Below are 11,425 nucleotides of genomic sequence, written 5' to 3'. Positions count from 1 at the left end.
TCCAATTCAATGTCATGTATCTCAAGTAGGTATTATTGTAGTAAATCACTATTTCTATCGATTACATGTTTTGGTAGTAATACTTTAGAATTTCTAATTTTAACGCATGATGTTGTCAGATATACAACATTATTCCACACTGAACGTTACCTTTTTCAAAACCTTTGCTTATAAGCAAGAACATCACCCTAGAGTACTCGGAACAAATCGAGGGGAGGTGTGAGAACATGCCAAAGTGTCCTAAGTGTGGAGCTGAAGTTAACGAACCAATTAAGACTTGGCAACTAGCTCCGAAGGGTCGCAAGGGCGTAATTATTGGCCTCTTTAGGTGTCCAAATGGTCACTACTTCAGGGCCAAGGTTGGTGAAGCTCCACCAAAGGAATCGACGTAACAAATATTGAATTCCTAGACACATCATACCTTTTTATTTCATATAACGCCTTCTTTTCGGTGAAGAGGGATTAAGTATAAGGTTAAGGACATAAACTTAGCCCAACAAGGCAACTTGAAGATAGAGTGGGCTCTCAATCACATGCCTGTAGTCGCGTCTCTTATGAACAATTGTAAAAAAGAGAAACCGTTTGAGGGCATAACTATCTCAGCAGTTCTACACGTTACTAAAGAGACGGCAGTATTAGTTAAGGCATTGAAAGAGTGTGGTGCTAGGGTCTTACTAGCTGGAAGCAATCCGCTAAGTACTCAAGACGACGTCGCAGCTGCGCTAGCGAAAGACGGGATCGAAGTCTACGCTTGGAAGGGCGAGACGGAAGAGGAATATTTCTGGGCTATTAGGAAGATAATAGAAGACGGAAACCCAGATATAGTAATAGATGATGGCGGGGACCTCCACGTAACTATCCATAAAGAGTACCCTCAGTTGGCCGAGAAGATAATCGGAGGCACTGAGGAGACGACGACGGGAGTAATTAGGCTTAAAGCAATGGAAAAAGATGGCGTACTGAAGTATCCAGTTATAGCAGTCAATGACGCTCTTACCAAGTTTATGTTTGATAATAGATATGGAACGGGACAGAGTACGATCGATGGAATACTTCGTGCGACCAACGTATTAATAGCAGGAAAAAAGGTCGTAGTAGCTGGCTACGGATGGTGCGGCAGAGGTATAGCTATGAGAATGAGAGGAATGGGAGCCAGAGTTATAGTAACAGAGGTAGATCCGCTAAGGGCATTGGAAGCGGTCCACGATGGTTTTGATGTAATGCCCATGGATGATGCTGCTAAGGTAGGGGACATATTCGTGACAGCAACGGGTAACATAAACGTGATCAGAAAGGAGCATTTCCTAAAGATGAAAAACGGTGCCATTTTGGCTAACGCTGGGCACTTCAACGTTGAGATAGACGTTAAGTCTTTAGAAGCCCTTGCTGTCTCCAAAAGAAGAATAAGACCATACGTAGACGAATATAAACTGCCTGACGGAAGGAAGATATATCTATTAGCAGAAGGTAGACTAGTAAATCTAGTAGCGGCAGAGGGCCATCCGAGTGAAGTAATGGACATGAGCTTTGCCAACCAATTTCTCTCAGTCAAGTACTTAATTGAAAACAAAGGCAAACTAGAGCCTAAGGTATACAAGGTACCACATGAAATAGATAGCGAAGTAGCTAGAAGGAAGCTTAATGCCATGGGTATCAAAATAGATACCCTTACTGAAGAACAAAAGAGGTACTTGGAATCATGGTAAGCTGTGATCTTTCAGTAATTGGCAATGCCAACGTGGACTTAATAGCATTGTTGGACGACTTGCCTTCGCTCGATGAAGGAAGGGAATGTAAAGAATGGCTTTTGCTTCCCGGAGGTTCCGGTTCTAACGTTTCAGTCGTGGCTACTGGGTTAGGTTGCAATGTAAGGCTATATGCAGCTATTGGTAACGGCGTTTTCTCGAAAATTATTGAAAACGAGCTCTTCAAGGTTGGCGTAAAGCTCGAAGCGGTAAGGAAGGAAGGCGAACAATCAATCGTTTTCATTGCGTCTACTCCAAAAGGTAAAGTAATGTATTCTCTGAAAGGAGTATCTCACTTACTAACCCCTTCCGATCTCCCTGCACACGTTAACTCACAACTCCTTCACGTCGCTACTAAGGAACCATCGTTCGTCGTAAAGTATCTAAAGAAGGTTCCAGTAAGTTACTCCCCTGGGTCCTTCACCTTTCATAAGAAGAAAGAAATAGAAGGTGTAGTACCCGAGTTACACTTCTTGTTCCTAAACGAGCCTGAAGCAGTTCATTTAGATGCGTTTTCCCTACCCCTTCCGCGCGTAGCGTTAGTAGTTACCAGAGGCGAAAAGGGCTCTATAGTAGTTACAAACGAAAGGGTCATTGAATTCAAGGCCTTGAAAGTAGAGGAGGTCGTTGATACTACTGGAGCCGGTGATGCATATGCCGCTGCTTTTCTAGCAACGTACCTTCAAAGGGGCGACCTAATAGAAGCTGGGAAGGTAGCCACAGCTGCCGGTGCCCTTGCGGTTAAGAATTTGGGCGGATTCCTTAAAGTTAATAAGAGAGAAATAGAGGAGCTGAGCGAAGCAGTTGAATACGTGATTAGGGATAGGTGAGCGCGCTCATGCCCTTTATAAGTAGCTTTCGCGGACCGTTTCCTCCCACTCCAGAGAACGTGTGGTTAGCCATAATCTTAGGCTTCGTATTTGGTACCGTTATTGCTATAATAGTAGAATTGTACTTCCGGAAGAAGTTCAAGAAATTTAAATCTTAATCGTTCTTTTCCCTAGAAATCAACTTGGAGTTAGGAAAAAGCAAGGAGGCGTAACTCTTCGCGTCTAATTGGATGCAGTCGCAGTAAAACTGGAATGACTAAATGGCGGCCCCGCCGGGATTTGAACCCGGGATCACCGGCTCCGCAGGCCGGCGTCCTAGTCCAGGCTAGACTACGGGGCCAGGAAGTTTCGAGTCCCTTCCATTGTGGTCTTTGTAAACGTATCAAAAATAAGCTTTATTCGAACTATTTAATGAAACCTAACGTACTTGAGTCATCCATACGTTTAAGGTATGGATGTGACTAGGTCCAAAGAATTTAATGTTAGCGAACTTGTCTAGGAGTATTGGTACGTACACCATAATAATTTGACCTCTCCTCACCCTTACGCACTCGTTGTTTTGGGTACTTATCTGAACTATTGCAATAGTTGAACTATTTAGATCGTAGATCTTGACTCCACTTATGCATCCCCTTCCGGCTAAAACCCTTCCCAGAATTACGCTCTTTGCTTTCTCTTTATCTCCAAAGGGTCCGATTACGTCAAACGAAGGTTTGTATAAGTACACTTTGTCGCTAACGTTGGGCAATGATACTTTTATTGTACCGCCTCCATTGAACCACTCCGTAAGGTTTCCACTCACTTCTTTAAATCCCACTGCCATCGCGCTTACGAATAATTGTCCACCCTTCTCTTCTGAGGAGGGTTTGGCATTTATCATCCACGTCAGTATACCAGCTGAAATGAGGGTTACGACGGATATCAGAATTGCAGTTTCCAGGGAACCTAATCCCTTAGCCATTATTTCGCACCTCCTAATGTGCTTCATTTAACTGGAACGTAGATGGTGAAAATCACTGGAGGATTGGCATTTAGGAAGGAAACGGTTGAAGTGGTCGTTCCGTCATTCACTGTTGATTCTAAACCAACTGTTACCGGCTTAACGAACCCTACTGCGAGCTTCGCGTAACTGTTGTTCACCTCACATGACTTGAAGGTTACTATGATTGACATACTGTAGTACTGTATCCTCTCGATACTAACTCTCGTGTGCGTTACCACGAAGTCTTTAGGAACGCAACTTATCATTCCGTCGCTTAGAACGTATACGGCTTCGGGTATTACGGCCCCCGGTACCCCTAGATATGGGAAGCTCACACTACATACCAAATCTGTGTTTGCGACCGAACACATTCCTCCCGGCACTGCTCCTACTGGACCGACGAAGAGTTCGTAAACTCTAGATCGTAAATCTATCATTTCTAAATATTTCTCCACATACTTAGAGTACTTTTCAACGGCCGTGAAGGTCGGTACTAAGTAGTACGTCGAAAGCCCTAGAACGATAGCGAGTAGTAGCAATGCCCCGACCAGTTCCGAGCTCCCCTTAAGTTCGGTTCTCACGCTTTACTGTCCCTATTCACTCTAACTTACTTTCAGTTTAATTTTTGAATGTATTATATAGCTTAAGTTACCTTGTAAAGGAAAACATCTGGAGGAGTCCATTTAAGCCTCCTTCTAATTAGTAACTAAGGGTGAGAATGGTTATGAACAACAGAATCAAAACGATAAACGAAAAATTCAATGAGTTCCTATTGACCTACCAAGAGGCTGAAGGAAACGTCATTAAGATAGTCAATCAATGTGAAGAGGAAGCGGGAAAGTTAGTAGCCGAAGCCGCTACTGAAGCTAACGCACTAGAAAGATTAGCCAAAGAGAAACTTGAAGAGATAGCCAAGGAATTAGAGGAAAGACTCAACGCTTTGATCAATGAGATCCGAAAAAGCAAGGAGAAGGAAATAGAAGTTACAGTTGAGGAAGCTTCCGCTAAAATGGGGGAAAGAGTCCCTAAGGCAGTTGAAATGATAGTTAACTCGCTCCTAGGGTGAGTTGACCCTTGTCGTCCGAAATGATATCTATTGCTCCTGTCGTTTACTATTACAGGGGTCAATCGCTCACTTACGAGAGAGTTCTTTCGTTACTGACTGCTGAGAACGAGGACGAAATCAAGAACGCTTTGAAAGGCACGTGGCTCGAAGGAATTTCAGTAGACCTAAGTAAACCCGAAGCGGTCGAAAGAGAAGCGTACAAAAAGTATCTACAAGTACTAGACGCTTTGAGAGCACACGTCAACTCGATGGACATGAGGTTATTGATTGAAGTCATGAAAGATTACGTCAGAGCAAGAGACGTCATGTTGTTATTGAGAGCTAAAGCCTCCAATAAGCCTATTGAAGAGGTAGAGGAATACCTAATATTCACTGAGGATCCACTGATATCAACTTTGAAAACGTTATTGAAGGAGAGAGGCTTCGAGGCCCTCGCTCAAGGCTTAAAAGGTTTTAGAATGGCACGTGATATCGAGTACTCACTGGAGTTATTTAGAAGCACCAATGACGAGAAGGCAATGGTATTGGCTCTCGACGTTGCTCTTCTAAACGCCCTCTTGCGATTGACTAACAGAATAGGTAAGAAGGTTAACGTAGGTACCAGTAGGATCGAGTTCACGAAATTACTATGCCCTAGAATAGATACTTTGTCGTTCGTAATGGCCGCTCGATTAGTTATTGAAGGAATCGAACCTAAGACCCAGATTCCAAGCTGTCATCCAGAGGTGGTTTCGCAAATTCTTCAATCTAAGAGAGATGATATTGTTCCGATACTTAGAAGAACGCCGTATGGTGAGGGATTGCCAGATGACCTATACGACGCGTTAGGCAAACTCTTGGTTAATGGAAAGAGGATTCAAAGAAAGAGAGCGGAAGCGGTCTTTGCAGGTTATCCCTTCCGTCCATCAACCTTGGTTGCTCTAATGCTATTATACAGGCTTGACGCAGAAGACATATCTACCATAGTAAGCGGAAAGAGACTTGGAATAGATATTAGCAAAATAAGTGAAATGCTATCCTTCGAATTAATTAAAAAGTAAACGCTTTAGCTTTTTTCAGACTCTGCTGAAGTAAGAGAAATTGACCCTACTCTATCCATGTATGCTGCTACAATATTACCGTTCTTTACCTCTACTATGACCGCGAAACCGGGAAGGCTCGATAGTTTTTCTGCTATCGATTCTAGGGTCGAAATAGATTTCTCTTCTGCTTCTATTTCGCTTTTTATTCTCTTGAGGAGTTCATACACCTTCAAGGGATTAGGTTTTATATAGAGAGGTACTCCGTCTATTTCCATCTTCAATGTAGCCTCTTTTTCATCAACTGTAGCTCCCATTTTCTTTAACACTTCTAGTTCCGCTACCTCTTCTTCGTATCTGGCCATTAATTTATCAACGATCCTTCTCTTTTCTTCAATTTCTTTCTTTAATCTCCCAATATAGTCACGTAGCTTCTCAGAGTCATCGAAAACTAGTATTGTCATTCCCTTTCCACCTTGCTGGTCTTTGCATCAAAGACTATTAATGTAAGGGTATCATTAACGTACGGCTTGGACCTTACGTGGTTCATAACTATATCAGTTATTTCATCGATCGAACTTCCTAGGAGAGTTAGTACTAGATCGAATGGTCCTGTTACGTATTCGTAAGATACTACGTTGGGTATACTATACAGTTCGCGAACAGCTTGAGATTCGTTCCCCGTTTTTATATCGATGAGAACGTAACTCTTTATGACGTTTTCTACTAGCTCGGCCGAACCTATTGCTATCTGACGAGTGAAGGCGTATTTCTTTTCCTCGTTTACGACGAACCTGACTCCGTTTAACCTCATTATTTCTGCGACGTTCTTCAAAGGAGTATCCGAAGGTAACGTTACGTAAGGCTCTGAGTAATCGGAAGGCTTACCTCCCTCTAAGTACGCCCTCAATAAACTCCTTTGAGAAATTAACTTATCGCCTACGAACACGCCATCTAGACCTTTCTCTAATATTACTGAAACTGCGTTCCAGAGATCGTCCTCCACCTCTACTGGTTCTTCAATTACGTCCCTCAACTTCCCAGCGAGAGGATGTAAGACCTTAGGTATGCCTCTGTAGACTGCGTCTGTAGAGCTTATAACGCCAACTACCTTACCCTCGCTATCTATGACCGGGAGCCTCCTTATCTTATATGCACCGAACAATTGGAGAACCATCTTAAATGGTACGTCAGCGTACACTACTATTACGGTCTTCTTCACAACTTCTCCTACTTTTACGTCCCCGAGATTCTTTTTCGAGGATATAACCCTAAGTACGTCCCTCTCAGTTACTACCCCTTCAAGCTCTCCTTCTTCGGTCAGAACCAATACTCCGCCGTATTCGTGTTGCAACATTTTTTCAAGTACTTTGTCCAATGTCTCGTCTGGAGAAGCCTTAGGAAAGTCGGTTCTCATAATGTCTTTTGCTTTGAGCATGAGTTACATCCTCGATATTCTAATTACTTTTAATATAATATAAGCTGAGTGCAGAGCGCGGTACCTTGACTAAAGTTAATTGAGAGTTAGTGAAGTAGGTGCTCGGGTCAAGGTGAGTTGTTCTTTGTTTACATTGTTGGAACAGCAGCGTCTGGGAAGAGTCTCTTAACTAAATCGTTTAGCGAATGGCTAGAGGATCATCAATTAAGCGTATGTATAGTTAATCTAGATCCAGCAGTTAGGTACTTACCTTACGAACCTGACGTAGACGTAAGGAGGTACGTTTCCTATGAGAAGTTCTTAGAAAGCGGGTTAGGACCTAACGGAGCTATGATAAGGGCAGTTGACGAAATATACAACCACGTCGAGTTCCTAAGGAACGAAGTGGAGGAATATAATGCGGACTACGTGATAGTAGATACGCCCGGTCAAATAGAGCTCTTCGCTTTTAGGAAGGTAACAACTGGTATTATCGAGAGGTTAAGCATGAACGATAAGAGTACGCTGGTTTACGTTATAGATTCATCCGTAATTTCAAAAGGCGATTATGATCTCGATCCATACGCTTTCACATCGCTCTTAACTCTTGGCATTAGCGTCAAGTTACGGTTGAGGTTGCCTCAATCGATGGCATTGAATAAAGTTGATTTATTATCATTGCAGCAACTAGAGAAGCTCAGTCGATGGCTCGAGGAACCGGAGTCCATTTTGTTAGACGTTCAAGGGGAAGAAAGCGGAATTGTTAGTAGGTTAATTGAAATGCTTACTACCCACGAATTTGGAGACGTTATAACCGTCTCCGCTCTAACAGAGGAGGGGCTTGACAATCTGTATGCCTCCATACAACGCGAACTCTATGGCGGTGAAGACTATTCAACCTAAGTCTAAGGGGATGTCGCCATGAGTATGGCTGGTTATAAGGAATTGGAGAAAAGATTGGACGAAGTTAACGAGAGACTGAAGGAGCTAAAAGAAGAGAGAAGACAGCTAATACAAACAGTTAGGAAATTGAGGAACGATAGAAAAAATCTAATAAATGAGAAGAAGAACGAAACGCAAAGGCTGAGGGAACTAATAAACGAAAGAAAGAGTAAAGTTGAAGAAGTTAGAAGACTCAGGGAGGAAAGACGAAAGGTTAGGGAGGAACTCAATAAAGTCCTAAACGAACTACGGTCGCTCAAATCAACTGTGACTAATTCCAAAACTATTAAGTCGATTGAGGCCTTAAGGAAACGAATCCAGTACCTAGAATGGAAACAACAAACTAGCGTGCTGACGCGTGAGGAAGAAGAGGAACTGATAAGGAAGATAGCGAGACTCGAAAGCTTGCTCGAGAAAGCAATGGAAGTAGAAGAGAAAAAGAAGAAACTACTAGAGCTAAGGGCCGAGCTAGCTAGATTAAAGATACTTCTAAGGGACTACGATCAAATGATAAGAAAGAAATCCGAGGAAATTAGCGAACTTGATAACAGGATTAATAATGTCAGAGAAGTAGTTAATAACCTAAACTCAAAGATCGATGAGTTAACTCCAAAAATAGAGGAACTATCTAAAAAGATAGAGGAAATAGACAGCGAAGTGGCTCGGTTAGAGGAAGAGAAGAGGAAATTAATTGACGAGCTAAAGAACCTCGATAAGAAAGTTAAGATGAGTAAAGGAATTGAAATGATAGAGGAACTTAAAAGGAGAGCTATGGAGAAAATGGAGCGTGGTGAACCGCTGACCTTTGAGGAATTCAAGATACTTATGGGGGATGGATTTGAAGAAGACCTTGGTGATCTCGGTTGATATCGATGATGATTTGGGTAGAGTCGGAATAAAGACACCCGTTGTTGGTTGGGATGAGGTCGTAAACGCGGCAGTTAAGTTTGGTATTGAACGTCCAGAGGATTCCGATTTAAATGCGATTTTCGCCGCGCTTCAAGAAGCCAAAACTCTCGGCGAGGAATCGCTCGTAGCAATAGTTTCTGGATCTCAGAGAGGTGGCTACTATGCCATTAAGAAGGTCCAAGAACAAGTAGCCGAACTCGTTAAGAAATACAACATCGATGAAATTATTGTAGTTACCGATAATCCCGAAGATGAGAACGTAGTTAACGCCATATCGGAGTTAGCCAGAGTTGCCTATACCCGAAGGGTCATAGTTGAACAATCCAGGAATATAGAACAATTATACGTTCTGTTAACAAAGTTCTTAAGGAAAGCCCTTACAGAGAAAAGGTTCGCAAGGTATACCCTAGGATTCCCCGGATTACTCATCTTCACGTTCAGTCTGCTCAGCTTGACTGGATTGATGAGCTATGCCATCCCAATTATCGGAATGCTCGTGGGTTTATCGATGATAATTAGAGGTTTCGAACTAGACGAGAGGATAATTAACTGGTGGAAAACCAACCCCATTTCAATGGCATTTACGCTGATAAGTTCTACCTCGATGCTGATAGCGCTCGTAGTTAGCTACTTGACGGTCCAGCAGTATGGTGGGATCAATATAAGATCTATATCAGCCATAATTACTAACGCGTTCCCGTATCTAGCAGCCGGCATAGCTCTATTGTTACTGACTAACATCATCGAAAAAATAAGACGGAGGGACGTAAACGTATGGAGAGACGCAATAGTATTATTAACATGGACTATAAGCTCGATGATATTGGTAAAGATAGGTAGCGTATTAGCGTCCGTTCCAGCGACTGCTACTTACGGTGAGATGTTGAAGGTAATACTTCAAAGCGACGTACCTACAATGTTAATATATGGTATGATATCAATATTGGCGACCGCCGTCTCAATGATACTAATAGAAAGATTCATTATGGATCAAACGTGAGGGGGTGTAGTAGCGCTTGCCCCCTTAGCTACTTCTACCTCTTTATATGAGGCTTCTATTCCACACGATTTCCACTTTTCTATGACTGCTTTAGCGGAGCCCTCATCGCCTAATATTATTATGGAAGGTCCGGCACCCGAGATCGTCACAGCTAGAGCGCCAGCGTCTTTAGCTGCCTTATAAACTTCGTTATAGCAAGGTATCAGCTTCGATCTGGCTGGTGTTACAACAGGATCCATCTCTAGGCCCCTAGCTAGCAACGACGAATCTCCTCGTTTCAAACCTTCAACCACAGCTAAAGCCCCGGAGGTCATGGTTACCAAGTCTGACAGCGATACTTCATTGGGCAAAACTCTTCTAGCCTGACCTGTCTTCCCTTCAGGAACATCAAACCACGGCGTCGCTACAATGAACTTTACCTTCGGAAATCCTAGCTGGACCACTTGCAAAGGATTGTACATTACCATAACGAGACCACCTAAGTAAGAGGCAGCTACGTTGTCTGCGTGTGCGGAACCGGTGGCAGCTCTCTCGCCTTCAGCTGCTGCTCTTACCGCAACGTTTGGGTCAAGAGCCTTTCCTAATAATAACTCGATTGCCTTTACCGTTGCAGCAGCAGTTGCGCCGGAGGAACCTAATCCTCTTCCCGGTGGAACGCCTTTGTGAACCCAAATTTCAACTCCCATGTCTGCACCTAGACTCTCCAATGTTGCCTCAGCAGCAGCTATGGCGTTATTGCCCTCTCGGGGAACTTCGTATGCCCCCGTGACTCTAGAGACGAAGGTTTTCTCTGATTTCCTTACACATACGACATCGTAATACGCGTCATGAGCTAGAGCTAAGACGTCGTATCCGGGACCCAAGTTAGCTGAGCTAGAGAACGCCTTTGCACATACCCACATTTCAACTCGACCCATCTCGAGAGCCATCCTTATCGGAGTTTAATTCCCTTGCCCTTATCTTTTTCATTATCAAGAAGTATAGTTCCTCTGCACTTAATCTACCCGTGTATAAGTATTCGCCATCGAACTCGAAAGTTGGAACCTTGTTAACGCCTAGTCTCTTAAGTAATTCGTAACGTTCTTCGTTATCTACGCTAATTACCTCTATAGTTAATCCGTCAATATATGTTAACTTACCTATTTCCTTTAGAACGAAATAGCAAGGAAGTCCGGGGTAAACGTAAACTCTTAATATAGATTGAGGAACTTTATCTCTTATTCCCATTAACGACCCGGATACGTAGAGCAATGCTTCAGCTAGTCCGTTTATTAATACTCCCTGGGGCATACCAAAGAAATCCAAGGCCCTTTCTCCTCTTATTTTTAGATAAGGTTTGCGCCATCCATACTCTGGTTCCCCTTCTATTACTTTTATCTTATTGCTAATTAAGAGAGGGGTCGCAGTTCCCCTAGGATATTCTATTATTGTTACTTCTTTCTCTAACTCTCTTACGATTTCGTCTAGGGATCTAACTCCTAGCATTTTCAAGAAGGAATCGAACATAATCAGGCC

At 43.0% G+C, this 11,425-nt stretch carries 15 protein-coding genes and 1 tRNA gene; 9 read left to right on the top strand and 7 right to left on the bottom strand.

The window, feature by feature from the left end; translation table 11 throughout:
- The first annotated feature begins 227 nt into the window (after positions 1–227).
- The 4 genes from EYM_RS02840 (at position 228) to EYM_RS07800 (ending at position 2,733) form a co-directional block, all read left to right on the top strand.
- Positions 228–392, top strand: coding sequence for a chromatin protein Cren7 (locus tag EYM_RS02840; RefSeq protein ID WP_075049584.1), 165 nt, complete (start codon positions 228–230; stop codon positions 390–392).
- A 69-nt stretch (positions 393–461) separates the two neighbouring features.
- Positions 462–1,706, top strand: a complete 1,245-nt coding sequence (gene ahcY, locus EYM_RS02835) for an adenosylhomocysteinase (RefSeq protein WP_075049583.1) — start codon at positions 462–464, stop codon at positions 1,704–1,706.
- Positions 1,700–2,575 carry a PfkB family carbohydrate kinase gene (locus EYM_RS02830; RefSeq protein ID WP_075049582.1) on the top strand — a complete coding sequence of 292 codons (876 nt, stop codon included), beginning with the start codon at positions 1,700–1,702 and terminating at the stop codon, positions 2,573–2,575. Before ahcY ends, EYM_RS02830 begins: the two co-directional genes overlap by 7 nt.
- A gap of 8 nt (positions 2,576–2,583) precedes the next feature.
- The gene (locus EYM_RS07800; protein ID WP_157058740.1) at positions 2,584–2,733 is read left to right on the top strand and encodes a hypothetical protein; all 150 of its coding nucleotides are present in this window, start codon (positions 2,584–2,586) and stop codon (positions 2,731–2,733) included.
- A 103-nt stretch (positions 2,734–2,836) separates the two neighbouring features.
- On the opposite strand, the gene EYM_RS02825 is transcribed toward EYM_RS07800, so the two are convergent.
- The 3 genes from EYM_RS02825 to EYM_RS02815 all read right to left on the bottom strand — a co-directional run bounded on the left by EYM_RS02825 (position 2,837) and on the right by EYM_RS02815 (position 4,138).
- Positions 2,837–2,915, bottom strand: a tRNA-Arg gene (locus tag EYM_RS02825).
- A gap of 78 nt (positions 2,916–2,993) precedes the next feature.
- The gene (locus EYM_RS02820; RefSeq protein ID WP_157058739.1) at positions 2,994–3,536 is read right to left on the bottom strand and encodes a hypothetical protein; all 543 of its coding nucleotides are present in this window, start codon (positions 3,534–3,536) and stop codon (positions 2,994–2,996) included.
- Between the two features lie 23 nt (positions 3,537–3,559).
- On the bottom strand, positions 3,560–4,138 hold the full coding sequence (locus EYM_RS02815) for a hypothetical protein (RefSeq protein WP_075049580.1): 579 nt from the start codon (positions 4,136–4,138) through the stop codon (positions 3,560–3,562).
- 143 nt (positions 4,139–4,281) lie between these two features.
- On the opposite strand from EYM_RS02815, the gene EYM_RS02810 reads away from it, so the two are divergent.
- Both EYM_RS02810 and EYM_RS02805 read left to right on the top strand, forming a co-directional pair.
- The gene (locus EYM_RS02810; RefSeq protein WP_075049579.1) at positions 4,282–4,623 is read left to right on the top strand and encodes a V-type ATPase subunit subunit G family protein; all 342 of its coding nucleotides are present in this window, start codon (positions 4,282–4,284) and stop codon (positions 4,621–4,623) included.
- An 8-nt stretch (positions 4,624–4,631) separates the two neighbouring features.
- Positions 4,632–5,663: a V0D/AC39 family V-type ATPase subunit gene (locus tag EYM_RS02805; RefSeq protein ID WP_075049578.1), complete on the top strand. Its 1,032-nt coding sequence runs from the start codon at positions 4,632–4,634 to the stop codon at positions 5,661–5,663.
- Positions 5,664–5,668: 5 nt separating this feature from the next.
- On the opposite strand, the gene EYM_RS02800 is transcribed toward EYM_RS02805, so the two are convergent.
- Positions 5,669–6,106 carry a hypothetical protein gene (locus EYM_RS02800; protein ID WP_075049577.1) on the bottom strand — a complete coding sequence of 146 codons (438 nt, stop codon included), beginning with the start codon at positions 6,104–6,106 and terminating at the stop codon, positions 5,669–5,671.
- Positions 6,103–7,080, bottom strand: a complete 978-nt coding sequence (locus tag EYM_RS02795) for a CBS domain-containing protein (protein WP_075049576.1) — start codon at positions 7,078–7,080, stop codon at positions 6,103–6,105. The genes EYM_RS02800 and EYM_RS02795 overlap by 4 nt, the downstream gene beginning before the upstream one ends.
- A 117-nt stretch (positions 7,081–7,197) precedes the next feature.
- Here EYM_RS02795 and EYM_RS02790 point away from each other — a divergent pair, with 117 nt between their 5' ends.
- From EYM_RS02790 to EYM_RS02780, 3 genes are read left to right on the top strand one after another with little or no spacing between them, the layout of a single operon-like run.
- Positions 7,198–7,962, top strand: a complete 765-nt coding sequence (locus EYM_RS02790; RefSeq protein WP_075049575.1) for an ATP/GTP-binding protein — start codon at positions 7,198–7,200, stop codon at positions 7,960–7,962.
- An 18-nt stretch (positions 7,963–7,980) separates the two neighbouring features.
- On the top strand, positions 7,981–8,868 hold the full coding sequence (locus EYM_RS02785; protein ID WP_075049574.1) for a coiled-coil protein: 888 nt from the start codon (positions 7,981–7,983) through the stop codon (positions 8,866–8,868).
- Positions 8,840–9,910, top strand: a complete 1,071-nt coding sequence (locus EYM_RS02780; RefSeq protein ID WP_075049573.1) for a DUF373 family protein — start codon at positions 8,840–8,842, stop codon at positions 9,908–9,910. The genes EYM_RS02785 and EYM_RS02780 overlap by 29 nt, the downstream gene beginning before the upstream one ends.
- On the opposite strand, the gene EYM_RS02775 is transcribed toward EYM_RS02780, so the two are convergent.
- Positions 9,901–10,812, bottom strand: a complete 912-nt coding sequence (locus EYM_RS02775; RefSeq protein WP_075049572.1) for a homoserine kinase — start codon at positions 10,810–10,812, stop codon at positions 9,901–9,903. The genes EYM_RS02780 and EYM_RS02775 overlap by 10 nt on opposite strands.
- A 1-nt stretch (position 10,813) precedes the next feature.
- A complete protein-coding gene (locus tag EYM_RS02770) occupies positions 10,814–11,416 on the bottom strand; it encodes a hypothetical protein (RefSeq protein WP_075049571.1) in 603 nt (200 codons plus the stop codon).
- Between the last annotated feature and the right edge of the window lie 9 nt (positions 11,417–11,425).

Source organism: Ignicoccus islandicus DSM 13165 (genome assembly GCF_001481685.1).
Taxonomy (GTDB): domain Archaea; phylum Thermoproteota; class Thermoprotei_A; order Sulfolobales; family Ignicoccaceae; genus Ignicoccus; species Ignicoccus islandicus.
Note: the sequence above shows the minus strand (reverse complement) of the source record. Positions and strands in the feature narration are given on the sequence as shown.